Consider the following 23,288-nt stretch of genomic DNA (forward strand, 5'->3'; position numbering starts at 1 on the left):
TGAAGGCATGCTCAATGACTATCGCGAGCTGCGGCTGTTTCTTCATCTGGCGCAGACGCTGAACTTCGGCCGGACGAGTCTGGACTGTCATGTCAGCCCCGCGACACTCACCCGCACCGTGCAGCGCCTTGAGGCGGGGCTCGGCCACCGGCTCTTCGACCGTGGCCCGCGCGGGGTGTCGCTGACGGCGGAGGGGCACCGCTTCCGCGCGTACGCGATGGAGGCGCTGGAGTTGTGGCGCACGTACCGCGAGGAGCACCCGGACCCGGCCGAACTCACCGGCAGGCTGGCCGTGTTCGCGACAGTGACGGCCTGTCAGGCGCTGCTGCCCGACCTCCTCGCACCCTTTCGCGCCGCCCATCCGCAGGTACGCCTCGACCTGCGCACCGGCGACGCGGCAGCCGCGCTCGCCCGCCTCGACGAGGGCGAGGTCGACGCGGCGGTCGCGGGCATTCCGGCGAGGCTGCCGGGGCCGTTGGTCAGCCGGACGGTGGCGGTGACCGAGCTGGTCATTGTGACGGCCCGCGACCGCGCGGACGACGGGCTCGACGGGCCGTTCGTGCTGCCGCACCGCGGACTGGTGCGCGAGGCGGCCGACCGATGGTTCCGCGCGCGGGGCGTCACGCCCGAGGTGGCGGCCGAACCCGACGGCCACGAAGGGCTGTTGACGCTGGTCGCGCTCGGCTGCGGCACCGGCGTCGTACCCCGTCTCGTGCTCGAGCACAGCGCGGTGCGCGACCGTCTGACCGTGCTGCCCGCCACTCCGGGGCCGGAGCCGTTCCCGATCGGCCTGTGCGTACGACGCGCCGATCTGCGGCGGCCGTTGGTGTCGGCGCTCTGGAGCCTTACCGGGCCGTGAGCGCGGCGAGCGGATCGTCGAGCACCGGCTGCCACGCCAACTCGGCCGCTCCCACCAGGCTGTTGTGGTCGAGCGTGCAGGCGAGGATCGGTACGCCGCCGCTCTGACCCCACAGGCTGCGATCGGCGACGACGGCGCGCAGACGTTCCGGGTCGGCATCGAGGAGGGTGCGGTGGAGTCCACCGAGGATGATGCGGTCCGGGTTGAGGATGTTGACCAGTCCCGCCAGTCCGAGGCCGAGCCGGTCGATCAGTGCTTCGGCGGCGGTGCGGACGGCCGGGTCGGCGTACTGGTTGCGGATCAGGTCGCCTGCCTCTTGGAGGAGCGAGACCTCAGGGCCGGGGTCGCGGCCCGCCGCGGTGAGGAAGGCGAGCGGGTCCGCCTCGACGTCCAGGCAGCCGCGGCTGCCGCAGTGGCAGGGGCGGCCCTCGGGGTTGACCGTGAGGTGGCCGACTTCGAGTGCCAGGCCCGAACTGCCCGTGTGCAGTCGGCCGTCGAGCACGAGCGCGCCGCCGACGCCGCGGTGTCCTGTGGCCACGCACAGCAGGTCGCGGGCGCCGCGGCCCGCGCCGTGACGGTGCTCGGCGAGTGCGGCGAGGTTGACGTCGTTGGCGGCGAACGCGGGGCCGGTGATCCCGGCCGCGTGGATCCGCTCCGCGAAGATCTCCCGTACGGGTGCGCCGGCCGGCCAGGCCAGATGGAGCGGGTTGAGGGCCGTGCCCTCGGGTTCGGCGACGGCGGACGGCACGGCGAGTCCGGCGCCCACGCAGTGGCGTCCCGTCTGCTGGAGGAGCTGGGCGCCCGCGTCGACGACCGAGCCGAGCACCTTCGCCGGGTCGGCGTCGACGATCTCGCAGCCGGGCGCGGTCGCGACGATACGGCCGCCGAGCCCGACCAGCGCCGCGCGGAAGCCGTCGGCGTGCACCTGGGCGGCGAGGGCGACGGGCCCGTCCTCGGCGAGTCGGAGCCGGTGCGAGGGTCGGCCCTGCGAGCCGGCGGCGGCGCCGGGGCGGGCGTCGACCCGGATCAGCCCGAGCGCTTCGAGCTCCGCGGCCACCGCGCCCGCCGTCGCCCGCGTGACCCCCAGTTCGGCGGTGAGCACGGCCCGCGTCGGCGCGCGTCCCGTGTGCACGAGCTCCAACGCGGGCCCGAGCGCGCCGCGTCCGCGGTCCAGCCGGGTCCTTGTGGTTCCTTCTCCCGCTGCTCGGGGGGTCGGCTTGCCGTTCATGAGGGGGAGTCTCCCATGATCCGCTCTGATGGGGATCCGGCTGGAAGTACGGGGCCTGGAAGTGGCCTAGAAGCCGCTGGCCCGCAGCGTGATGTTGAGTCTGCCCGTGAGGCCAAGTTCCGGGGGCGCGGTGCCCGGGTGCACGCGCGGTACGCCGTGATAGGCGAGCCGGGCGGGGCCGCCGAAGACGAAGAGGTCGCCGCTGCGCAGCTCCACGTCCGTGTACGGGCGTGTACGCGACTCCGTGTTGCCGAAGCGGAAGACGCACGTGTCGCCGAGACTCAGCGACACCACCGGGGCGTCGGACTTCTCGTCGCTGTCGCGGTGCATGCCCATGCGGGCGTCGGCGTCGTAGAAGTTGATCAGGGCGATGTCGTACGGGGCTGTCGGCTCGCCCGCAAAGGCATCGTCGCCCCCGAGGGCATCGGCCACCGCGCGACGGCCGAGTTCGCCCAGCCATTCCGGGAACGGCTTCACGGGTGCGCCGTCGCCGTCGACGACCGTGCGCGCGTACCCGTACGGATACCAGTGCCAGCCGAGGCAGACCTGCCGGGACGTCATCGTGCCACCGCCTGGTGTGTGGACCGTGCGCAGGCCGGCGGGCGGGCGCGACCAGTCGCGGCAGGCTTCCAGCAGTTCACGCTGGCGCCCGGCATCGGCCCAGTCCGGCACGTGCACCGCGCCTGGCGCGACCTCCGTACGGCTCCGGGGAAACAGCTCGCTGTCCATGGCTCCATCGTCGCGCAGGGCCCCCGGATGTCACGCCGAAATCCCCATGAGCTGCGGCTCGGCTAGCCTGGGGCCCACGATGACCGACCGTATGACGACACCATGGGGCGAGCCCGAGCTTGCCCGCTTCCCCGAAGACCCCCGTGACCGGCTGCGCGCCTGGGACGCCTCCGACGCGTATCTGCTGAGTCATCTCGCGGAACTCGCGGAGCGAGGACAGCCGCTCGACGGAACCGTCGTCGTGGTGGGCGACCGCTGGGGCGCTCTCGTCACCGCCCTTCACTCGCTGCGGCCGGTGCAGATCACGGACTCGTTCCTCGCCCAGGAGGCGACCCGCGCGAACCTCGCACGCAACGGCGTCGACGCGGACTCGGTGCGCCTGCTCACCACCCAGGACCCGCCGCCCGTACGCATCGACGTGCTCCTGATCCGCGTACCCAAGAGCCTCGCGCTCCTGGAGGACCAGCTGCTGCGGCTGGCGCCCGGCGTGCACGAGGGGACGGTCGTCGTCGGTACCGGCATGGTCAAGGAGATCCACACCTCGACACTGCGGCTGTTCGAGCGGATCCTCGGCCCGACCAGGACCTCCCTGGCCGAGAAGAAGGCCCGGCTGATCTTCTGCGAACCGGACCCCGCGCTCACCCGGCCGAAGAACCCCTGGCCGCACACCTACACACTGCCCGACGGCATCGGTCCCGTCTCCGGCCGCACCGTCGTCAACCACGCGGGCGTCTTCTGCGCCGAGCGCCTCGACATCGGCACACGGTTCTTCCTCCAGCATCTGCCGTACGGGCCCGGGGCCGGGCGCGTGGTGGACCTGGGCTGCGGCAACGGCGTGGTCGGTACGGCGATGGCGCTGGCCGACCCGGAAGCCGACGTGCTGTTCGTGGACGAGTCGTACCAGGCGGTGGCCTCGGCGGAGGCGACGTACCGCGCTAACTCCGATGGGACCGTCGGCAAGGCGGAGTTCCTCGTCGGCGACGGGCTGACCGGCGTCCCGCCCGCGAGCGTCGACCTCGTGCTCACCAACCCGCCCTTCCACTCGCACCAGGCGACGACCGACGCCACGGCCTGGCGGATGTTCACCGGAGCGCGCCGGGCACTGCGACCGGGCGGCGAGCTATGGGTGGTCGGCAACCGGCACCTCGGCTACCACGTGAAGCTGCGCCGCCTCTTCGGCAACAGCCAAGTCGTCGCCAGCGATGCGAAGTTCGTGATCCTGAAGGCCGTCAGGAAGTAGCACCAGACAGCGGGCCGGTCTCGCCGCGCAGGGCACGTGGCGAGGCTCCCAGTTCGCGTCGGCACGCCTTGTTGAAGGCCTGCAGGTCGGGGATGCCGACGGACGCGGCGACGGCCGGGATGGAGAGGGTCGAGGCGCGCAGCAGGTGGTGGGCGCGGTCCAGTCTGCGGCGGCGGATGTAGGCGACGACCGTGCCGCCCGTCGTGGTGCGGAAGAGCCGGGTGAGGTGGTTGTGCGAGACGCCCGCGGCGCGGGCGACGGCGGGCACGGTGAGCGGGGCGGCCAGGTTCGCCTCGATGTACGCGATCGCGGCGGTGACGGCCGGGTGCGGACCGGGGCGCTCCGGGTCCGGTGTGAGGTGGGCGATGCGCCACAGAGCCGTCCAGATCTCGGCCCGGGTGTGTTCGGGCGCGCCGGGCACGGAGGCGATCGCCTGGAGCAACAGGCCGGTGAGTGTGGGGAGTTCGGGTCCTGCGTCCTGCATGACGGGGAGAGTGCGCGGCGGTCCGACAGGGGCGATACGCAGATGCGCGTAGAGGTGTTCGGAGCGGCCCTGGTAGCGGAAACGGACCGTCGTGCCGGGCGGTATGAGACTGACCCGGCCGGGGCGGACGGCGTGCGACGTGCCGTCGACGATCAGCTCGGCGTCGTACTGGTACAGGTGCAGCTGCCACAGCTCGGGCAGCCGGAACACATCGGTACGGCTCGCGACGCCGTGCACGCCCACTCCGGCGTTCACCACGACGGGCGGCTCCCCGAGGTGGACCTCCGTCTCCCGCATAGTGAAAAACTACCAGCGACACCGAGCACTACCAGCTACTCGATGGGCCTTCGTGGTGCTTCTGTGCGAAGCTCAGCGGGCTCGTACCACCCTCATGATCCGCGCCACCGCCTCCGTCATCGCCTCGCGCGCCACTGTCAGGTACGCGCGTGAGTCGACCGCGTCGGGGTGTGCGGTGAGGAAGTCGCGGATCGCCCCGGTCATCGCGAGGTTCAGGGCTGTTCCGAAGTTGACCTTGGTGATGCCGCCGGTGACGGCCGCCGTCAGCTCGGTGTCGGGGAGGCCGGAGGAGCCGTGCAGGACGAGCGGTACGTCGAGGGCGGCGAGTCGTTTGAGGAGGTCGTGGTCGAGGACGGCGGTGCGGGTGGTCATCGCGTGGGCGCTGCCGATCGCCACGGCGAGGGCGTCCACGCCGGAGTCGGCGACGAAGGCGCGTGCCTCGGCGGGATCCGTCCGAGCGGCGGGGGCGTGGGCGTCCAGCGGTGGCCGACCGTTCTTGCCGCCGACCTCCCCCAACTCGGCCTCGATCCATAGCCCTTGGTCATGAGCCCAGTGGACGGCGGTCCGCGTGGCGGTGAGGTTCTCGGCGTACGGCAGCCGCGAGGCGTCGTACATCACGGAGCTGAATCCGGCGTCGGGTGCCTGTCGCAGCAGGCCATCGCTCTGCACGTGGTCGAGGTGCAACGCGACGGGCACGGAGGCCTGTTCCGCCGCCGCGGTCGCGGCGCGGGCCAGCGGGAGCAGCCGTCCGCGGCGGAACTTCACGGCGTTCTCGCTGACTTGGAGGATGACGGGGGCGTCCACGGATTCGGCACCGGCGACGACGGCTTCGATGTGCTCCAGCGTGATGATGTTGAACGCGACGACAGCGGTGCGTTCCGTGGCCGCCCGGGTGACCAGCTCACCGGTTGCTGCGAGGGGCACAGCCTCTCCTTTCGGCGTGACGGGGATCGCCGGTCAGGGTGCGGTGAGGATGACCGAGCGGGTGAGGTGGCGCGGCCGGTCGGGGTCGAGGCCACGGGCCGCGGCTACGGCCACGGCGAGTCGCTGGGCGCGGACGAGTTCGGCGAGCGGGTCGAGCCTGCCCTCGACCCACAACCCGCCCGTGGCCCGCACCTGTCCGGCCAGACCGTCCGGCGCCTCGCCGAGCATCCAGGTCGCGGTTCCGGCGGAGGTGACGCTTATGGGGCCGTGCCGGTACTCCATCGCCGGATAGGCCTCGGCCCAGGCCAGCGAGGCCTCGCGCATCTTGAGCCCGGCTTCGTATCCGAGCCCCACGCTCCAGCCGCGGCCCAGGAACGTGAACTGCGTGCAGTCGACCAGCCCTTCGGGCAGCGGCACCGACAGCGCGGTGCGGGCATCGGCGACGACAGCCTCGGTGTGCAGGCCGAAGTGGGCCCGCAGCAGCGTGAGCGCGGTGGTCGCGAACCGGGTCTGCACCACGGACCGTTCGTCGGCGAAGTCGAGCACGATCACGTCATCCGCCGCCTGCATCACGGGAGTTCGCGGATCCGCGGTGATCGCGACCGTGCGTGTACGGCCCTTCAGCCGGCCGAGGAGGTCGAGCACCTCGGTGGTGGTGCCGGAGCGGGTGAGGGCAAGGACGCGGTCGTACGTCCGCCCGTACGGGAACTCGGAGGCGGCGAAGGCGTCCGTCTCGCCCTGGCCCGCCTGTTCGCGCAGCGCGGCGGCAGCCTGCGCCATGAACCACGACGTACCGCACCCCACGATCGCGACCCGCTCCCCCGCAGCGGGCAGCACGGCCGTGTGCTCCGCGGCCTGCTCTGCCGCCCGGATCCAGCACTCGGGCTGACTGTTCAGCTCGTTCTCGACATGGCTCACGCCGTGCTCTCCCCGGATGGCCGACTGGATGGCTGACATGGCTCCATCGTCGCGCACTGCTCGGGGAAGGGCTGGCTGAGTGTTCTTGCGAGAGAGACCGCGGTCGACCGGCTGCTGTGCGAGCGCGCCGGCGCCGTTATGTTGGTCGAGCGTCCAAGACACCGCGATAGCATGCTCGTGCGCAATCAGTCTTGCGCATTCACTCTCGAAGGAGCGGCGGCCGGATGGCTCGCATGGCAGCGAAGGATCGACGGGAACAACTGATCGCCGCGGCGATCCGCGTCATGGTCCGCGACGGCGTCACCAAGGCCACGACACGCGCCATCGTGGGCGAGGCGAACATGCCGCTCGGCGTCTTCCACTACTGCTTCAACTCGCGCGAGGAGCTTCTGCAAGAGGTCATCACCCGCCTCACGGACAGCAGCGTCGCCAAGGCCAGGGACGTGTTCGCGGCAGAGGGCGACGACCTCGGCGCGCGCGTCACCAAGACCCTGTTCACCTTCTGGGAGGGTGTGGAACTCAGCCCGGGAGAGCACCAGGTGGGCTACGAACTCACCCACTACGCCCTGCGCCAGGCCGGATTCGAGGAACTGGCTCGCCGGCAGTACGACCACTACCTGGAAGTCCACCAGGAGTTCCTCGTGAAAGCCGCCGAAAGCGCGGGAATCCGGTGGACCGTGCCCCTTCCCGTCCTGGCCCGCTACCTCAACGCGGTGCTGGACGGCGTGACGCTGTGCTGGCTGGCCGACCGCAACAGCGAGCACAGCCGTGAGGTCCTCCGCCTGGCGGGCGAGCACCTCATGACCCTCGTCGGCGAGGACGACTGACACTCCCCTGCTCATACTCCGCTTCGGAGGCGAAGAGCTTCGCCATGCCCACTTCCCCGTCTCCGTGCCTCCCCGTCTCCGTGCCTCCCTGTCTCCGCGGCTTCCTGTCTCCGTGCCTCCAGAACGTTGACTTCTGTTCATTCGGAATGAGACGGTCATCCGTACGGGTCAAGCGTCTTGTACGAGTGACCAACTCAGCCCGGGCAACGTAAGCCCCGCGTCAGCAGGGAGCCTCTGGAATGCAACAGACGGCATCGGCCACTTCCGTCCTCGTCGGTCTCAGCGAGGTCCGGATGGCTCAACTCGACCGGGCCACCGAGCACTTGGATCCGCCGTTCGCCGTGGTGGACCTGGACGCCTTCGACGCCAACGCCGCCGATCTGGCACACCGGACCGGCTCACGCGCCACCATCCGGCTGGCCAGCAAGTCGGTCCGCAGCCGCCATCTGATCCGGCGCGCGGTCCAGCGGGAGGGCTACCGCGGCATTCTCGCCTTCACCCTGCCCGAAGCCCTGTGGCTGGCTCAGGAGCACGAAGACGTGGTCATCGGCTATCCGACCACGGACCGCACCGCGTTGCGGCAACTGGCGAAGGACGAGCGCGCGGCGTCACGTATCACGCTCATGGTCGACTCCATCGGCCAACTCGACTTCATGGACGACGTGTTGGGCGGGGGCCGACCGGACCTCCGCCTCTGCATCGACCTGGACGCCTCGCTGGAACTGGCCGGTGGACGCCTCCACCTGGGCCCGTACCGCTCTCCCGTGCACACTCCGGGGCAGGCCGCGGAACTCGCCAGGACGATCGTGGGCCGACCCGGTTTCCACCTCGCCGGGGTCATGTCGTACGAGGGCCAGATCGCCGGCCTCGGTGACAACCAGCCGGGGTCTCCCCTCAAGCGTGCCGCGCTCCGCGCCATGCAGCGCTTCTCCGCCCGGGAGCTGGCCGAACGGCGCGCCGCGGCCATCGCCGCCGTCGAGGCCGTGCAGCCATTGGAGTTCGTCAACGGCGGCGGCACCGGCTCCATCGAGCAGACCGCGTCGGAGCACGTGATCACCGAGGTCGGTGCGGGATCAGGGCTCTACGGGCCGGGACTGTTCGACTTCTACCGGCACTTCCGCCCGCGGCCCGCCGCCTACTTCGTCATGTCGGTCGTACGCCGCCCGTCCGACCGGATCGCCACCGTCCTCGGCGGCGGCTGGGTCGCCTCCGGCCCGCACGGCAAGGACCGGCTGCCCACCCTGAGTTGGCCCCAGGGCCTGCGGATGAACCCCATGGAGGGCGCGGGCGAAGTCCAGACACCCGTACTCGGCAGGGCGGCGCATGGACTGCGGCTCGGTGACCACGTGTGGTTCCGGCACGCCAAGGCGGGCGAGCTGTGCGAGCGCGTGAACACACTCCATCTGGTGGCGGGCGGAGAGGTCGTCGACCAGGTCCCGACGTATCGCGGCGAGGGACACGCCTTCCTCTGACCCGCCAACTCATCAAGTTTCGCAGCCAGTTCCGCAACGAGCAGGAAGGAAGGTCGTGGAGACAACCCGCTACCGTACGCCCCGAGACAAGGCGTCCGAGCACAGGAGCGTGTGGCGGAACTGGGACGGGAACGTCACCGCCCACCCGGCACGCGACGTCACTCCCGCCTCGGTCGAGGAACTCCGCGCCATCGTGCGACAGGCAGCCGAGGACAACCTGACGGTGAAGCCCGTGGGCAGCGGCCACTCCTTCACACCGGCCGCCGCGACCGACGGCATCCTGATACGGCCCGACCGCCTCACCGGCATCCGCGCCATCGACCGCGAGGCCAGGACCGTGACCGTGGAGGCGGGCACGCGGCTCAGGACCCTGAACCTGGTCCTGGCCCGGGAAGGCCTGTCGCTCACGAACATGGGCGACATCATGGAGCAGACGGTCTCGGGCGCGATCAGTACGGGCACCCATGGCACCGGCCGCGAGTCGGCGTCGATCGCGGCACAGGTCCGCGGCCTTGAACTGGTGACGGCGGACGGCTCCTTGCTCACCTGCTCGGAGAAGGAGAACCCGGATGTCTTCGCGGCGGCCCGCATCGGACTCGGCGCCCTGGGTGTCGTCACCGCGATCACCTTCTCCGTAGAGCCCCTTTTTCTGCTCACGGCCCGCGAGGAGCCGATGACCTTCGACGAGGTCACCAGCACTTTCGACGAACTCCACGCGGAGAACGAGCACTTCGAGTTCTACTGGTTCCCGCACACCGACAACTGCAACACCAAACGCAACAACCGCAGCGCGGGCCCGGAGAAGCCGGTCGGCAGAATCAGTGGCCTCTTCGAGGACGAGTTCCTTTCCAACGGCCTCTTCCAGGCAGCCAATTCACTGGGCCGTGCCGTGCCCGCGACCATCCCGACGATCGCGAAGATCTCCAGCCGGGCCCTTTCCGCCCGCGCCTACACGGACATTCCCTACAAGGTCTTCACTTCCCCGCGCCGGGTGCGCTTCACAGAGATGGAGTACGCCGTCCCACGCGCGGCCCTCGTCGACACGCTGCGCGAACTGAAGGCCATGATCGACCGCTCCCCGCTGCGGATCAGCTTCCCCGTGGAGGTGCGCACCGCGCCCGCGGACGACATCACGCTCTCCACGGCGTCGGCCCGCGAGAGCGCCTACATCGCCGTCCACGTGTACCGGGGCACGCCGTACCACCAGTACTTCTCGGCCGCGGAACGCATCTTCACCGCCCACGACGGCCGCCCACACTGGGGCAAGCTGCATACGCGAGGCGCTGACGACTTCGCCAAGGCGTATCCGCGTTTCGCCGAGTTCACCGCTCTGCGCGACCGCCTCGATCCCGACCGGCGCTTCGGCAACGCGTACCTGCGCCGGGTGCTGGGCGACTGATCCGGTGACACGGGTCGACGGGGCGGGGTCGCCCGCCACCGCTGACGTTCTGTGCGGCAGGATGAACCCATGAGCATCGTCAAGATCAACATCCTCACCGTGCCGGCCGAGCAGCGCGAGACGCTGGAGAAGCGCTTCGCCTCGCGAGCCGGACTCGTCGAGAGTGCCGACGGCTTCGAGTGGTTCGAACTCCTCCGCCCGGTCGACGGCACGGACAACTACCTCGTCTACACCCGGTGGCGTGACGAGGAGTCGTTCCAGGCCTGGATGGAGGGTTCGATGAAGGAAGCACACCAGGGCGGGAGCGACCGCCCCAAGCCGGCTGCGTCCGGGTCGACCGTGTGGACCATGGAGGTCCTGCAGCAGGCGGAACCGAAGACCGACTGACCGTTCTCCCGCCGACGTACTGGGGAGCGCCGGCCGCTCCCCAGCACCGGCCGGCCCCTTGGGTCACATACCGTCGCGCACCATGGCGGCGACGATCTGGACATGACGATCGGCCGCCGCGTTCGAGAACTCGTTCTCGTAGTTCAGTCCGTACGGCCAGAAGTGGCCACCGCCCGTGGACAGTTTGGCACCCGAACCGTCGAACTGCCTGACCAGTGCCGTGGCCTGCGCGCCGGTCCAGGTGCCGCTGCCGCCGAGGCGGGACCAGCCCGAGCTCGTCCCCACGCCGATGGTGTGGGCGATCTCGTGCAGTGCGGTCCGCTCGGTCATGTAGCTGCGGTTGCTGCCGAAGCGGATGGTTCCGTTGATGTTGCCGTCGGCGGTGGGCACGCCCGGGTCGTAGCGGACGGTGATGGACTTGCCCAGGTCGCTGAGGTTGTTGTAGCGGGCCACCGCGGCGTTCATGGCCGCCGTGATGCGGTTGTAGGCGTCCTGTTGGTCCGAGGTGGGGTTGCTCGCGCGCTCGAGGTTCCAGGTGATGGTGGCCGCCGCCACCCGTTCCTGCGATGCTGCGGCGACGTGCGGGGCGGCTTGCGGGGTGGCCTGCGCAACGCCAGGCCCGGCCAGCGCGGCGGCTGCGAGCACGGCCACGGCCACGGCCGCCTTGTTGCGCCAGGGTATGGATGGTCGCTCGGTGGGCACGGGCGTCCGTCGTCGTCGGCTCATGGGAGGGTCCTCCTGTGGGGGTAGAGGCCGTCGGGTGTGGGGCGACGGCAGATCAGTCCGTCCGTCGTGCTGCGGACGGAAGTCGTGGGCCTGGCCCGGAGGCGCTCAGCCGCCGATCTTTCCGACGCCCGCCCCGGCCCGTACGAGCGAGGGCACGTCGGCAGCCGGGTCCAGCGTGTACGAGTAGTAGGTGCGCGGCTCGGTCACGGTGCCGTTGGTCTCGCACGTACCGGACCCGGTGAAGACGTTGCCCCGCTGCACCAGTCGGCCCGGCCCCGACTCGTCGTACCCGGAGGCGGAGTAGCAGGGGTACTCAACGCCTTCGAAGTGGTTGCCCTCGACGAGCACACCTGCGTTCATGGTCGACGCGACGCCGTAAAGGGCGTTCCCCTTGTAGTAGTTGTTGTAGACGTGCACCGGTTCGCCGAACCGTACGCGCGGATGCCGCTGCCGTGAGCCGTCGAAGAAGTTGTGGTGGATGGAGACCTTCAACTTGCCGGTGTCCTGGCCGCTGTTGCTGTCGGAGTGGCCGAGCAGCATGCTCTTGTCGGTCTTGTTGAACCAGTTCCAGGACACGGTGACGTACTCGGAGCCGCGGACGATGTCGATCGCCCCGTCGACGGCCCCGACGAACTCGTTGTGGTCGATCCAGATGTGGTGCGACTCCTGGCCGACGTTGACCGCGTCGTCCTCGGCATTGGTGAACTTGATGTTCCGCACGATGACGTTGTACGAGCGGTAGAAGTCCAGGCCGCCGCCGTTGATGACGGCCGAGGAACCGACTCCGACGATGGTCTTGTTCGGGCGCACGCCCTGCTTGCTGGTGATGTCGATGGTGCCCTGAACCTGGATGACCAGCGGACCGGTCGTGTCGATGTACTCCAGGAACTGCTCGGTGTTGGTGGCGGTGACGGTCGGGCCGCCGACGCCACCGGTGGTGCCGTTCTGGCCGAGCGCGTTGACCGCGGCGAAGCCGGTGGGCGAGGTCTCGGCCTGTGGCGTAGACGTCTGCGCGGTGGCACTGCCGCTGCCTGCCGGCACCACCATCGTGCCGAGCAGCAGGGCGAGCGCGAGAGCGGGAACGCCGCGTGCGGTGCGTAATGGACGCTTCCTTGCGGACGTCTTCGGGAACGACGCCGTCTTGCGGTTCCTCGAGTGCATGTCGGCACTCTCCCGTCAGGAGATGCACCCCCGCGCGTCGGATGCACGAAGGTGTGAATGCAGAGGCACGAGCAGAGAGAAAGCGCTTTCCAAGATTTCCTGAATGCTAATCAGGTGTTTTGAGCATGTCAACGGATCGGAGTGCGGAACCCCGCAACAGGCACGCGGCCGCCAGCGGGGTCAGTGCTTGGCGAACTGGACCCGGGTCGGCTGCACGGCGTCCGGCTGGATCGTGGTCCCGTTGACCGTGAGTTGCTCTCCGTAGATGTCGGTGATCCTGAGCGCGCCGCCGCACCCGGTGCCGTTGTCGGAGATGAAGTAGTTGAATTCGGTGCGCGGCAGTCGAGTCCAGCCACTGCTCGTGCGGACCTCGAGCCGGGCTACCGGATTACGGTGGCCGATGACCTGGATGCCGCACCAGTATTGGGTGGACCCGGTCTTGTATCGGATCGAGAGCGTGTCGGCGGCGCTGGGGCTGAGCAGCTTCCAGGTGATCGGGATCTGGCCGAGCGTGGGGTCGGCGAGTTTGGCGAAGGCCTGGGCGCTGAGGTCGATTTGGCCGGGTGCGCACGCCCCCGGGCATTCGTTGGTGATGCGGACGGTGACGGAGGTCCCGTTGGCTGCCCGCACGAGTACGTACGCGCCGCACGCCTTCGCCGTCTCGTAGTCCGTGGTGTTCATCGCGGCGGTCATGACATCGTCGCTCGCGTCGTACAGGCAGGCGCCCGTGCCGTCCGTGTCGTAGAAGGTGGCGATGCCTCGGTAGGTGGCGCCTGGCCGTATGCGTCCCGCCAACGGCGCGGCGCCGGACGGCGTTTGGGGGGTGTCCGCGGCCGGGGGCTTCGTCGGCGTGGCGGTCGGGCGGGGGGACTTTTTCGGCGGGGTGCGTTTGGCCGACGGCTTCGGCGACGCGGCGGTGGCGCGGGGGGACGCGGTCGGGGAGCCCGTCGCGGGCGGGACGTTCGCTTGAGTACGGGCCGAAGGCTTGGCCGCGGCTCGTCCGTCGTCGGCCTTGTTGTCGGGGAGGAGCGCCACGGTCAAGGAGACGACGATGAGTGCCGCGGCCGCCGATATCAACAGCCAGCGTCTACGCACCGGACCTCCTGGACGGCTCCACCTGTTGCCGTTCGCGACAGGGAGCAGCGATCGTGCCAGACCCGGGAGTACGGCGACAAGCCCGAACTCGGCGCGCAGTTGGGACGCAGAGCGGTCACTCGCGCCGCGTGATCGGGCGGGTGGACTCTGTCGGTCCGTCCGGTTCGCGAAACTTTCGCGATGTCCGGCACCCCTTTCGGGGGCGCGGGCGGCTGACGCATAGTGATGGCGCTGTTCTACGGGCCCCATGAAGGGACAAGATGACGCCGAAGAAAGCGCTGGTGGTCAGAGGCGGATGGGAGGGGCACCAGCCGATCGAGGCCACGAAGCTGTTCCTGCCCTTCCTTCAGAGCAACGGATACACCGTGCGGGTCGAGGAGTCGACCGACGTCTACGCCGACACCGCCGAGATGGCCGCCACCGACCTGGTCGTGCAGTGCATCACCATGTCGGAGATCGCCCCCGAGCAACTGGCGGGACTGAGCGCGGCGGTCGTGGCCGGCACCGGCTTCACTGGCTGGCACGGCGGCATCGCCGACTCGTTCCGCGCCTCCTCCGACTATCTCCACCTGGTGGGAGGCCAGTTCGCGACCCACCCGGGCAAGGAACCGTGCGAGCGCCGGGGTGAGGCGGAGGACAACTACCTGCCGCACAGCATCAACATCACCGAGCCCGGCCGCGACCACCCCATCACCGCGGGCATCGAGGATTTCGAGCTGGACACCGAGCAGTACTGGGTGCTTCACGACGACTTGATCGATGTGCTGGCCACCACCACCCATCCCACCCGGCCGTGGCAGCCCTGGCACCGACCGGCCTGCTCGCCTGCGGTCTGGACCCGCCGGTGGGGCGCCGGGCGCATCGTGGTGACGACACCGGGGCACAGCCTCGACGTGCTGGAGAACCCCAACATCCGCACCATCATCGAGAGGGGCATGCTGTGGGCGACGCGCACCGCATCGGCGTCGTAGGTCTCGGAGTCATCTCCCGCGCGTACCTGGACACGCTCCGCGGCCATCCCGCCGTTCGCGTCACCGCGGTCGCCGACCTCGACGCCTCCCGGTCTGCGGCGGTCGCCGCCGAACTGCCCGGCGTCGAGGCGCTGACCGTCGAGGAGTTGCTGAGCAGCCCGGACGTGGACACGGTGCTGAACCTCACCGTTCCCGCGGCCCATGCCCAGATCGCCCTCGGCGCCATCGGCCACGGCAAGAACGTCTACGGAGAGAAGCCGCTGGCCGCGACCCTCCCCGACGCCCACGCCGTCATGGAGGCCGCCGCGAAGGCGGGCGTCGGTGTGGGGTGCGCGCCGGACACCGTCCTGGGCACCGGAATCCAGACGGCACGGGCGGCCGTGACGGCGGGAAGCATCGGACGCCCTCTGTTCGCCTCGGCCGTCATGGTCACCCCGGGACACGAGCGCTGGCACCCCCACCCCGACTTCTACTACACCGCCGGGGGTGGCCCCCTGCTGGACATGGGCCCGTACTACCTGGCATCGCTCGTCCATCTGCTGGGTCCGGTGCGTGCCGTGATCGGGGCGGCCGGCCGGCTCCGCGGCGAGCGCGTCATCGGCTCCGGTCCGCGCGCGGGCGAGCGGATACCGGTCGAGGTGGACAGCCATGTCTCCGGTGTGCTCGAGCACGTGGGCGGGACTCTGACGACGATCACGACGAGCTTCGACGGCGTGGCCACCACGGCCGCGCCGATCGAGGTCCACGGCGAGACGGGGACCCTCACGGTTCCGGATCCGAACGGTTTCGACGGCGAGGTGCGGCTCTTCGAACTCGGCGACACGCAGTGGCGCACGCTTCCGACGTCGGCGGGCTACGCCGGAGGCGCACGGGGCGTCGGACTGCTCGACTTCATCGCCGCCGACGGGCAGCGGGCGCCTCGCGCGAACGGCGATCTCGCCCTGCACGTGCTGGAGACGATGAGCGTCCTCCTCCGCTCGTCGGCCGAGGGGCGACGGATCGAGCTGACGACGTCGGCAGAGCCACCCGTTCCGGTTCCGCTGACGGCTGCCGAGGAGTGGCGAGGAGACGCCGCCTGGTGAAGCCGACGGGTGTCAGTCCACGGGCCACGTGTGCGCGGGTGCGTTCATGTGCATGTAGTCCATGTACGTCGTGGTCATCTGCCTGAGCGCCTCCCACCGGTCGGAGGTGTCGGCTTTCTCGAGGTGGTGGACCGTCTCCGCCTGCCACAGGGCGCCGTTGCGGGCGGTGACGCAGCGCTGCTCGATGATCCCCAGCAGGGGTTCGCGCCACTCCGCGTCCATGCCGGTCAGCTCAAGGCCGCGGTGGGCCAGGGGCAGCAGGCGGCGCAACACCAGTTCCGTGACGGGTACTTCGCCCGTGCCGGGCCAGTAGAGGCGGGCGTCGATGCCGTCGCGGGCCGCGGTGTGCAGATTCTCCTCGGCGACCGCGAAGGACATCCGTGTCCACACCGGCCGGTCCTCGTCGACGAGGGCACGGGTCAGGCCGTAGTAGAAGGCTCCGTTGGCGATGATGTCGGCCACGGTGGGGCCGGCGGGCAGGACCCGGTTCTCGATGCGCAGATGTGGTCGGCCGTCGGTGACGGCGTAGACGGGGCGGTTCCACCGGTAGATGGTGCCGTTGTGCAGCGTCAGTTCCCCCAGTTGCGGAACGCTGCCTTGGTCGAGCGCCTGTTGCGGGTCCTCGTCGTCGCACAGGGGCAGCAGTGCCGGGTAGTACCGTACGTTCTCCTCGAAGAGGTCGAAGACGCTGGTGATCCACCGCTCTCCGAACCACACCCGGGGTCGTACGCCCTGGGCCTTGATCTCCTCGGGGCGGGTGTCGGTGGCCTGCTCGAACAGGGGGATGCGGGTCTCGCGCCACAGCTCCCTGCCGAAGAGGAAGGGCGAGTTCGCCGCCAGGGCGATCTGTACGCCCGCGATGGCCTGGGCCGCGTTCCAGTAGTCCGCGAACTGCTTCGGATCGACCTGCAGATGGAACTGGGTGCTGGTGCAGGCGGCCTCGGGCGTGATGGCGTCGGCGTACATCGACAGGCGCTCCACGCCGTCCACTCTGATCCGCAGGTCCTCACCCCGCGCCGCGAAGATCTGCTCGTTGAGCAGCCGGTAGCGCGGATCGCCGGACAGGGCGGTCTCCCCCACGTCCGCCTCCCCCAGGGTCGGCAGAATGCCGACCATGATCAGGTGTGCGCCCACGGCCGAGGCGCGTTCCTCGGCGTGGTTGAGCGCATCGCGGATCGTCTGCTCCCAGTCGCCTGGCCCCCCGGCGGTGAGCTGCCGGGGCGGGATATTGATCTCCAGGTTGAAGCGGCCCAGTTCGCTCGCCCAGGCGGGGTCGGCGATCGCCTGGAGAACCTCGGTGTTCCGCATCACCGGCAGCCCGTCGGCGTCCACCAGATTGAGCTCGATCTCCAGCCCGACCTGGGGGCGCTCGCTCTCGAAAGCCGACTCGCGCAACATCTGCGCCAGCACATCGAGGCAGGTGTGCATCTTGTCCCGGTACCGACGGCGGTCCTCCCGCGTGAACACCAGGGCCGGCACGTCACGTCCCATCGTGGCCCTCCCGAGTTCCCTCGGCGGATACCTCTCGTGCCCCCAGCGTGGCACTTCGGGCGGAATCCGGACAGTCAGTGCACAGTCGCGGTTCCGTAGTACGGAGTGTGCAGGCAGTGCCGTGTCGGGCCGGTCACAGGTCGAGGACGAGGCGAGGCCCGCATGAGCGGGAGACGCAGATGAGCATGGTGTCGCCGGTGGCCCGCTCGTCCTCACTGAGCAGGGAGTCCCGGTGGTCGGGCGTGCCATCGAGGACGTCGGTCTCGCAGGTGCCGCAGGTGCCTTCGCGGCAGGAGAAGTCCACGTCGACGCCTGCCTCCTCGAGGGATTCGAGCACCGAGCGGTCGGGCGGCACGGTGAGAGTGAGCCCGGCGCGGGCGAGCACCACCTCGAAAGCCGCGGCGGGGCGGGCTTCGGCTGCCTGCGCCGGGGCGAACCGCTCGATGCCCAGCGTGCCGGCCGGCCAGTCGGCGCACTGCTCCTGCACCGCGCGCAGCAGGGGTTCGGGGCCGCAGGCGTGCACCAGGGTGCCCTCCTCGGGTGAGCCGAGGAAGGCCCCGAGGTCCAGCAGGCCGTACTCGTCCTGTGGGCGGACGAGCACACGGTCCCCGTAGGGCGTGAGTCGGTCCAGGAACGCCATGGAGGTGCGGGTGCGGCCGCCGTACATCAGACGCCAGTCGGCCTCGGCCGCCTCGGCGGCCTCGACCATCGGCAGGATCGGTGTGATGCCGACGCCGCCGGCGATGAACAGATGGCGCGGGGTCGGCCGCAGCGGGAAGTTGTTCCGCGGCCCGCGGACGCGCACGGCGGTGCCTTCCGGCAGGTGGTCGTGGACGTACGCGGAGCCGCCGCGGCCCTGCGGCTCACGCAGGACGGCGATGCGCCACGCGTCCGGTTCGGCGGGATCTCCGCACAGCGAGTACTGGCGGATCAGGCCGCCGTCCAGAAGCAGATCGATGTGCGCTCCCGGCGTCCAGGACGGGAGCGGCCGGCCGTCCGGGCGGCACAGGGTGAGGGAGACGACGCCGTCGGCGACGTGGGTACGGGTCGCCACGACGAGGGTCTCCTCGTCCAGGGGCAGCTGGTCGGTCATGGTGGGTCAACCTGGTCTCGTACGGATGTGGGGATGGACGCGGGCGGGAGGTGCGGGGTCAGGCTCGCGGTGGTACGTGCAGCAGCAGCGCGTCGCCCTGGCCGCCGCCCCCGCACAGGGCCGCCGCTCCGGTACCGCCTCCGCGCCGCCCCAGTTCTGTCGCGAGGGTCAGCACCAGCCGGGTGCCGGTCATGCCGACCGGGTGTCCCAGGGCGATCGCGCCGCCGTTGACGTTCACCTTGTCCAGCGGAATGTCCAGCTCCCGTACGGAGGCCAGGGCCACACCGGCGAACGCCTCGTTGATCTCGAACAGGTCGAGGTCTGCGGCCTTCAACTGGCCGTCCCGGGACAGGGCGTCACGGACCGCGCCGGCCGGCTGGACCAGCAGGGAGGGGTCGGGGCCCGCGACGGTGCCGTAGGCGCCGATCTCCGCGAGCGGGGTCAGTCCGTCCCGGCGGGCGCGTTCCGCGCTCATCACGACGACGGCCGCACCGCCGTCGGAGAGCTGTGAGGAGTTGCCCGCGGTGACCGTGCCCCCGGTGGAGAAGGCGGGTTTCAGGCGCCCCAGGCTCTCCGCGGTGCTCCCCGGCCGTATCCCCTCGTCGGCCGCCACCACTGTCTCCTCGCCCCGGCGCCCGGCCACCGTGACCGGGGCGATCTCCGCGTCCAGCGCTCCGGACTCCCTGGCGCGCAGGGCGAGTTGGTGCGACCGTGCGCTGTATTCGTCCTGCTCCTCGCGGGTGAAGCCGAACGGCTGCTGGTACCGCTCGGTGGCCGCACCCATGGAGACCCCGTCGAAGGCGCAGATGAGGGCATCCCGGTCGAGGGCGTCCTCGACCGCGGCAGGGCCGTACTTCCAGCCGGTACGGGCTCCGCGCAGCAGGTGCGGCGCCCCCGACATGGACTCCATCCCGCCCGCGACGACCACCTCGTGGCGGCCGGAGGCGATCATGAGGTCGGCCAGGGCGATGGCATGCAGACCCGACAGGCAGAGCTTGTTGACGGTGCTCGCCGGTACGGCGAACGGAATGCCGGCGCTGACGGCGGCCTGCCGTGCGGGATTGGGACCGGCTCCGGCCTGGACGACATGGCCCATGACGACGGCTTCCACCGCGGCCGGGTCCAGGTGTACGGCGGCCAGGGCGGCGCTGATGGCGTGTGCGCCGAGGTCGGCGGCGGACAGCGGGCTCAGGGCGCCCATCAGTTTGCCGATGGGTGTTCTGGCGCCGGCGACGATGACGGATCCGGGCACGGCCGGGACCTCCTGAAGGGGATGCGGACAGGTCAGGCGACGGCGTCGACGGCGCGCTCGGCGACCATGTGGGCCGTCTCGTTCACCGAGTGCAGAACGATGCGTCCGCCCGGCAGCCGTCGCACCCGGCTGACCGAGGTGTAGCCGGGGTGGAACCAGAACATGCGGGAAAGTCCGAGCACCGTCGCCAGATAGGTGTTGGTGATGCCGCCGTGGCACACGACCGCGACCCGCCCGCCGGGGTGGGCGTCCAGGATGGTGCCCATGGCCCGCGCCGCCCGCTCCCGGAAGGCGTCCCAGTCCAGGTCGGGCACGAAGTCCTCGTACCGTCCCTCGGAGAGCGCCACCGACCGGGGGTCGTCGGCGCGGATCTGCTCGGGCGGCGTGTAGGGGTGCGAGACGTCGGTGTCCCACTCGCGCAGGTCGTCGAGGACGGTGGCGGTCATGCCGGTGAGCCGCTCGAGCGGGGCCACCGTTTCGCGGGCCCGCTGGAAGGGGCTGGTGTAGAGGGCGTCGACGTCCTCGTGCACGAGCCAGGCCGCGAGGCGCTCGGCCTGGGCTGTGCCCTCCGGCGACAGTCCCGGGTCGTAGACGCCCGCCACGGGAAGGCCGTGCCGGATGAGGAGGAGTTCAGTCATGGGGATCCTTCGTACGTACGTGGGGCGGGCACAGGTGCTTGTCGTGGCTCAGCCGGCGATGGTCCGCTCGGAGCGCCAGTAGGGGCGGCGCATCGCGCGTTTGTCGAGCTTGCCCATCGCGTTGCGCAGGAGTCGCGGTACGAACTCGTACGACTTGGGGCACTTGTAGGCGGCCAGCCGGTCGCGGCAGAACCGGTCCAGTTCCTCGGCGGACGGCTCGTCCGCGGCGGCCACGATCAGCGCGCGCAGTGACTCGCCGAAGTCGGGGTGGGGTACGCCGATGACCGCGACTTCGGCGACCGCGGGGTGTCGGCGCAGCACCGCCTCGCTCTCGGCCGGGTACAGATTGACCCCGCCGGAGACCACGACGTCGGCGGCCCGGTCGGTAATGAAGATGTAGCCGCTCGCGTCGACGTAGCCGATGTCGCCGAGTGTGAAGACGCCCGGCGCGAGATAGGCGGCCTTGGTCTTGTCCGGGTCCGCGTGATAGCGCACTCCCCTGCCCTCGGGCGCCTGGAACGCCAGTAGTCCGAGTTCGCCGGGCGGCAGCGGATGGCCGTCGTCGTCGGTCACCAGGACTTCGTACGGGGGCTGGACGCGCCCGACCGAACCGGGATGCTCCAGCCACTCGGTGCTGCTGATGCGGGCCACGGTGCCCGCCTCGCTGGCGCCGTACGACTCGGTCAGCACCGGACCGAACCACTCGATCATGGCCCGCTTCACGTCCGGCGGGCAGGCAGATCCGGTGTGGGAGACCTGGAGGAGGCTGGAGACGTCGTACCGGCTGCGCACCTCTTCCGGCAGGGCGAGCAGGCGTTGGAAGTGGGTGGGCACCATGACCGTGGAGGTGACCTTCCACTCCTCGACGCGGCGCAGGAACGCCTCCGCGTCATATCCGCCGAGTACGACCACCTGCTGACCGGCCGCCAGGTGCCGCAGGGACGTCAGCGGCGCGTTGTGCTGCAGCGGGCCGCACACGAGGTGCGGTCCCGGCGGGAATCCGGGCCGGGCCGCCATCGCGGCCAGGTACGCGGAGCTGTCGGCGACCGGACCGCTCACCCAGCGCACCTCGGTGCCGCGCGCCCGGCCGGTGGTTCCGGACGTGTAGACGAGGGGCGGCCGGGCGGCGCGGCCCATGGGGTAGGTCTGCCCGGGGGGCGCCGCTGCCAGCCACAGGTCCCACTCGAAGGCGTGCCCGATGGCCGGGGTTCCGTGCGTCACGAGCGGCAGGCCCAGTTCGCGGGCCGCTTCCAGGGCGGCGACCGCACCGGCGGGTCCGGAGATGATCCCGGTCGCGCCCGCGTCGGTGATCTGGTCGACGAGTTCGCCCACCATCAGATGCCGGGAGGTGGCGACGGTTCCCACTCCGGCGCGCAAGCCCGCCAGATGGGCCACCGGGGTGGGGATCGCGTTGTCGCCGAGGACGGCGACCCGGTCGTCGGGGCCGGGTGCGATCTCCAGCAGCCGTGCCGCCGCCCGCGCGACCTGGTCGGCGAGCTCCGACCAGGTCAGCACGTCCTGATCGTCGACGAGAGCGGGCTCGTGGGGTGTCTCCTGGGCGCGACGGTCGAGTGGTAGCAGAGACATGGCTCCTCCGGCGGCTCCTCGGGCCCCTCCCGGTGCGTGGGAGAGTCGATGCCGAGACTGTAGCGTTTATCAAGAAAGTACGGAACACTCTGACCCGAGCCGGAAGCATCCGCCCACGGCTCTGGCGGGCAAGGGGTCGCACGTACCCTCCCTGTTACTGAACCCACCATCTGGTAACTGCTCTTGAGGAGGAGCCATGTCCCAGCCCGATCTGGACGCATGGCGCACACAGGTCCGGCAGTGGCTGGCCACCGTGCTCGAACCCGCCCGGGAAACCGAGGCCACCGGTGACCTCGCCGTCTTCCACAACCTCCCCGAGGACGAGGAACGCCTGCTGCTGGAACGCTGCCGCGTCTACCAGCGCGCCCGCTTCGACGCCGGGTACCAGGCCCTGGCCCTCCCCGGGGACAAGGGCGGCGCGGGCCTGACCGCCGCCCATGTGGCGGCCTTCGCCCAGGAGGAGTCGGCCTTCGAGGTGCCGTCCTCCACCGAGTTGATCAGCGTCACCGTGCGCCTGGTCGGGATGTCGGTCTCCCTGTTCGGGACGGCCGAGCAACGCGACGAGTACGCACGGGCGTTTCTGCGTACGGACCTGCTGGCCTGCCAGCTCTTCAGTGAGCCCGGCGCCGGATCCGACCTCGCCGCGGTGCGTACGCGCGCCCGGCAGGAGGGCGACGAGTGGGTGATCGACGGTCAGAAGGTGTGGACCTCGGGAGCCCAGTTCGCCGACTACGGTCTGCTGCTCGCCCGCACCGATCCGGACGTCGTGAAGCAGGCAGGAATCACCGCGTTCCTGGTCCCGATGGACGCGTCCGGCGTGGAGGTGTGCCCCATCCGCCAGATGAGCGGCGGTGCCTCGTTCAACGAGGTCTTCCTCAGCGGCGTACGAGTTCCGGACCGGCTGCGGATCGGGCGCCCGGGACAGGGCTGGGAGGTCGCCACCACCACCCTCGCCTTCGAACGGACCGCCTCCGGCAGCGGCAACCGGCGCAAGGGCGGCACTTTCGAAGACCTTCTCGCCCTCGCGCGCTCGCTCGACCGCACGGGGGACCCGCTGGTCCGCCAGCGCCTCGCCGACTTGTACGTACGTACCGCGCTCCGTGCCGCCACCGTGGACCGCGTCGCCAGGACGAGCGCCACCGGCGGCCGACCAGGCCCCGAGGCGTCCCTGACAAAACTCATGGCCTCCGACCTGCTGAGCCGCACCGGGCAGGTCGCCGCCGAGCTGATGGGCGCCCGGATCAGCGCCGACACCGGGGAACCGGGCACGTTCGCCTGGACCCAGCACCTGCTCGGCGCCCCCGGCTACCGGCTGGCCGGTGGCACCGACCAGATCCAGCGCAACCTCATCGGCGAGCGCGTACTGAAACTGCCGCCGGAACCGCGGGTGGACCGGGTGCCGTTCTCACAGCTCCCCGGCAACTGACA

General features: G+C 70.5%; 22 protein-coding genes. 9 read left to right on the forward strand and 13 right to left on the reverse strand.

Going from position 1 to position 23,288, the window contains the following annotated elements; all coding sequences use genetic code 11:
- The first annotated feature begins 7 nt into the window (after window positions 1–7).
- Window positions 8–859 (forward strand): HTH-type transcriptional activator IlvY, encoded by an 852-nt coding sequence (gene ilvY, locus ACYVO6_RS19055; protein ID WP_461062583.1) that lies wholly within the window; start codon window positions 8–10, stop codon window positions 857–859.
- On the opposite strand, the gene ACYVO6_RS19060 is transcribed toward ilvY, so the two are convergent.
- Together ACYVO6_RS19060 and ACYVO6_RS19065 are read right to left on the reverse strand one after the other, a co-directional pair.
- The gene (locus tag ACYVO6_RS19060; RefSeq protein ID WP_461062584.1) at window positions 846–2,087 is read right to left on the reverse strand and encodes an ROK family protein; all 1,242 of its coding nucleotides are present in this window, start codon (window positions 2,085–2,087) and stop codon (window positions 846–848) included. The two genes, ilvY and ACYVO6_RS19060, sit on opposite strands and share 14 nt — an antisense overlap.
- Before the next feature lie 66 nt (window positions 2,088–2,153).
- On the reverse strand, window positions 2,154–2,816 hold the full coding sequence (locus ACYVO6_RS19065; protein ID WP_461062585.1) for an alpha-ketoglutarate-dependent dioxygenase AlkB family protein: 663 nt from the start codon (window positions 2,814–2,816) through the stop codon (window positions 2,154–2,156).
- A gap of 79 nt (window positions 2,817–2,895) precedes the next feature.
- On the opposite strand from ACYVO6_RS19065, the gene ACYVO6_RS19070 reads away from it, so the two are divergent.
- Entirely contained in the window at window positions 2,896–4,056 is a 1,161-nt protein-coding gene (locus ACYVO6_RS19070; RefSeq protein WP_461062586.1) for a methyltransferase, read from the forward strand.
- Here the strand turns inward: ACYVO6_RS19070 and ACYVO6_RS19075 are convergent.
- The 3 genes from ACYVO6_RS19075 to ACYVO6_RS19085 form a co-directional block, all read right to left on the reverse strand.
- Window positions 4,046–4,837 carry a helix-turn-helix domain-containing protein gene (locus tag ACYVO6_RS19075; RefSeq protein ID WP_461062587.1) on the reverse strand — a complete coding sequence of 264 codons (792 nt, stop codon included), beginning with the start codon at window positions 4,835–4,837 and terminating at the stop codon, window positions 4,046–4,048. The genes ACYVO6_RS19070 and ACYVO6_RS19075 overlap by 11 nt on opposite strands.
- Window positions 4,838–4,909: 72 nt before the next feature.
- Window positions 4,910–5,761 (reverse strand): class II fructose-bisphosphate aldolase, encoded by an 852-nt coding sequence (locus ACYVO6_RS19080; protein ID WP_461062588.1) that lies wholly within the window; start codon window positions 5,759–5,761, stop codon window positions 4,910–4,912.
- A 33-nt stretch (window positions 5,762–5,794) separates the two neighbouring features.
- Entirely contained in the window at window positions 5,795–6,679 is an 885-nt protein-coding gene (locus ACYVO6_RS19085; protein ID WP_461062993.1) for an SIS domain-containing protein, read from the reverse strand.
- Between the two features lie 224 nt (window positions 6,680–6,903).
- Here ACYVO6_RS19085 and ACYVO6_RS19090 point away from each other — a divergent pair, with 224 nt between their 5' ends.
- The 4 genes from ACYVO6_RS19090 to ACYVO6_RS19105 all read left to right on the forward strand — a co-directional run bounded on the left by ACYVO6_RS19090 (window position 6,904) and on the right by ACYVO6_RS19105 (window position 10,764).
- A complete protein-coding gene (locus ACYVO6_RS19090) occupies window positions 6,904–7,506 on the forward strand; it encodes a TetR/AcrR family transcriptional regulator (RefSeq protein WP_461062589.1) in 603 nt (200 codons plus the stop codon).
- A gap of 239 nt (window positions 7,507–7,745) precedes the next feature.
- On the forward strand, window positions 7,746–8,978 hold the full coding sequence (locus ACYVO6_RS19095) for an amino acid deaminase/aldolase (protein ID WP_461062590.1): 1,233 nt from the start codon (window positions 7,746–7,748) through the stop codon (window positions 8,976–8,978).
- A gap of 55 nt (window positions 8,979–9,033) precedes the next feature.
- Window positions 9,034–10,377 (forward strand): D-arabinono-1,4-lactone oxidase, encoded by a 1,344-nt coding sequence (locus ACYVO6_RS19100; RefSeq protein ID WP_461062591.1) that lies wholly within the window; start codon window positions 9,034–9,036, stop codon window positions 10,375–10,377.
- 69 nt (window positions 10,378–10,446) lie between these two features.
- Window positions 10,447–10,764: an antibiotic biosynthesis monooxygenase family protein gene (locus ACYVO6_RS19105; RefSeq protein ID WP_461062592.1), complete on the forward strand. Its 318-nt coding sequence runs from the start codon at window positions 10,447–10,449 to the stop codon at window positions 10,762–10,764.
- A 63-nt stretch (window positions 10,765–10,827) separates the two neighbouring features.
- Here the strand turns inward: ACYVO6_RS19105 and ACYVO6_RS19110 are convergent, their stop codons facing one another.
- The 3 genes from ACYVO6_RS19110 to ACYVO6_RS19120 all read right to left on the reverse strand — a co-directional run bounded on the left by ACYVO6_RS19110 (window position 10,828) and on the right by ACYVO6_RS19120 (window position 13,746).
- A complete protein-coding gene (locus ACYVO6_RS19110) occupies window positions 10,828–11,490 on the reverse strand; it encodes a hypothetical protein (RefSeq protein WP_461062593.1) in 663 nt (220 codons plus the stop codon).
- Window positions 11,491–11,595: 105 nt separating this feature from the next.
- Window positions 11,596–12,537: a pectate lyase family protein gene (locus ACYVO6_RS19115; protein ID WP_461062995.1), complete on the reverse strand. Its 942-nt coding sequence runs from the start codon at window positions 12,535–12,537 to the stop codon at window positions 11,596–11,598.
- 294 nt (window positions 12,538–12,831) lie between these two features.
- Window positions 12,832–13,746 (reverse strand): expansin EXLX1 family cellulose-binding protein, encoded by a 915-nt coding sequence (locus ACYVO6_RS19120; RefSeq protein ID WP_461062594.1) that lies wholly within the window; start codon window positions 13,744–13,746, stop codon window positions 12,832–12,834.
- A gap of 260 nt (window positions 13,747–14,006) precedes the next feature.
- On the opposite strand from ACYVO6_RS19120, the gene ACYVO6_RS19125 reads away from it, so the two are divergent.
- A complete protein-coding gene (locus ACYVO6_RS19125; protein WP_461062595.1) occupies window positions 14,007–14,717 on the forward strand; it encodes a ThuA domain-containing protein in 711 nt (236 codons plus the stop codon).
- Window positions 14,687–15,799, forward strand: coding sequence for a Gfo/Idh/MocA family protein (locus tag ACYVO6_RS19130; RefSeq protein ID WP_461062596.1), 1,113 nt, complete (start codon window positions 14,687–14,689; stop codon window positions 15,797–15,799). Before ACYVO6_RS19125 ends, ACYVO6_RS19130 begins: the two co-directional genes overlap by 31 nt.
- A 12-nt stretch (window positions 15,800–15,811) precedes the next feature.
- Here ACYVO6_RS19130 and ACYVO6_RS19135 read toward each other — a convergent pair whose 3' ends face one another.
- The 5 genes from ACYVO6_RS19135 to ACYVO6_RS19155 all read right to left on the reverse strand — a co-directional run bounded on the left by ACYVO6_RS19135 (window position 15,812) and on the right by ACYVO6_RS19155 (window position 21,860).
- Window positions 15,812–17,290, reverse strand: a complete 1,479-nt coding sequence (locus ACYVO6_RS19135) for a glutamate--cysteine ligase (protein WP_461062597.1) — start codon at window positions 17,288–17,290, stop codon at window positions 15,812–15,814.
- A 133-nt stretch (window positions 17,291–17,423) separates the two neighbouring features.
- Window positions 17,424–18,383 carry a PDR/VanB family oxidoreductase gene (locus ACYVO6_RS19140; RefSeq protein ID WP_461062598.1) on the reverse strand — a complete coding sequence of 320 codons (960 nt, stop codon included), beginning with the start codon at window positions 18,381–18,383 and terminating at the stop codon, window positions 17,424–17,426.
- Between the two features lie 58 nt (window positions 18,384–18,441).
- Window positions 18,442–19,635: an acetyl-CoA C-acyltransferase gene (locus ACYVO6_RS19145; protein WP_461062599.1), complete on the reverse strand. Its 1,194-nt coding sequence runs from the start codon at window positions 19,633–19,635 to the stop codon at window positions 18,442–18,444.
- Between the two features lie 32 nt (window positions 19,636–19,667).
- Window positions 19,668–20,273, reverse strand: coding sequence for a histidine phosphatase family protein (locus ACYVO6_RS19150; protein WP_461062600.1), 606 nt, complete (start codon window positions 20,271–20,273; stop codon window positions 19,668–19,670).
- 48 nt (window positions 20,274–20,321) lie between these two features.
- A complete protein-coding gene (locus ACYVO6_RS19155) occupies window positions 20,322–21,860 on the reverse strand; it encodes an AMP-binding protein (RefSeq protein WP_461062601.1) in 1,539 nt (512 codons plus the stop codon).
- A 196-nt stretch (window positions 21,861–22,056) separates the two neighbouring features.
- Between ACYVO6_RS19155 and ACYVO6_RS19160 the strand changes: the two genes are divergently transcribed.
- A complete protein-coding gene (locus ACYVO6_RS19160; RefSeq protein ID WP_461062602.1) occupies window positions 22,057–23,286 on the forward strand; it encodes an acyl-CoA dehydrogenase family protein in 1,230 nt (409 codons plus the stop codon).
- Window positions 23,287–23,288: the final 2 nt, after the last annotated feature.

This window comes from Streptomyces pseudoechinosporeus (assembly GCF_054783935.1).

Excerpts from the sequence above, each read along its gene's own strand:
- ACYVO6_RS19160 (WP_461062602.1), top strand. The coding sequence starts at position 22,057 with ATGTCCCAGCCCGATCTGGACGCATGGCGCACACAGGTCCGGCAGTGG.
- ACYVO6_RS19095 (WP_461062590.1), top strand. The coding sequence starts at position 7,746 with ATGCAACAGACGGCATCGGCCACTTCCGTCCTCGTCGGTCTCAGCGAG.
- ACYVO6_RS19125 (WP_461062595.1), top strand. The coding sequence starts at position 14,007 with ATGACGCCGAAGAAAGCGCTGGTGGTCAGAGGCGGATGGGAGGGGCAC.
- ACYVO6_RS19155 (WP_461062601.1), bottom strand. The coding sequence starts at position 21,860 with ATGTCTCTGCTACCACTCGACCGTCGCGCCCAGGAGACACCCCACGAG.
- ACYVO6_RS19110 (WP_461062593.1), bottom strand. The coding sequence starts at position 11,490 with ATGAGCCGACGACGACGGACGCCCGTGCCCACCGAGCGACCATCCATA.
- ACYVO6_RS19105 (WP_461062592.1), top strand. The coding sequence starts at position 10,447 with ATGAGCATCGTCAAGATCAACATCCTCACCGTGCCGGCCGAGCAGCGC.
- ACYVO6_RS19065 (WP_461062585.1), bottom strand. The coding sequence starts at position 2,816 with ATGGACAGCGAGCTGTTTCCCCGGAGCCGTACGGAGGTCGCGCCAGGC.
- ACYVO6_RS19135 (WP_461062597.1), bottom strand. The coding sequence starts at position 17,290 with ATGGGACGTGACGTGCCGGCCCTGGTGTTCACGCGGGAGGACCGCCGT.
- ACYVO6_RS19060 (WP_461062584.1), bottom strand. The coding sequence starts at position 2,087 with ATGAACGGCAAGCCGACCCCCCGAGCAGCGGGAGAAGGAACCACAAGG.
- ACYVO6_RS19075 (WP_461062587.1), bottom strand. The coding sequence starts at position 4,837 with ATGCGGGAGACGGAGGTCCACCTCGGGGAGCCGCCCGTCGTGGTGAAC.
- ACYVO6_RS19140 (WP_461062598.1), bottom strand. The coding sequence starts at position 18,383 with ATGACCGACCAGCTGCCCCTGGACGAGGAGACCCTCGTCGTGGCGACC.
- ACYVO6_RS19150 (WP_461062600.1), bottom strand. The coding sequence starts at position 20,273 with ATGACTGAACTCCTCCTCATCCGGCACGGCCTTCCCGTGGCGGGCGTC.
- ACYVO6_RS19090 (WP_461062589.1), top strand. The coding sequence starts at position 6,904 with ATGGCTCGCATGGCAGCGAAGGATCGACGGGAACAACTGATCGCCGCG.
- ACYVO6_RS19070 (WP_461062586.1), top strand. The coding sequence starts at position 2,896 with ATGACCGACCGTATGACGACACCATGGGGCGAGCCCGAGCTTGCCCGC.
- ilvY (WP_461062583.1), top strand. The coding sequence starts at position 8 with ATGCTCAATGACTATCGCGAGCTGCGGCTGTTTCTTCATCTGGCGCAG.
- ACYVO6_RS19115 (WP_461062995.1), bottom strand. The coding sequence starts at position 12,537 with ATGGTGGTGCCGGCAGGCAGCGGCAGTGCCACCGCGCAGACGTCTACG.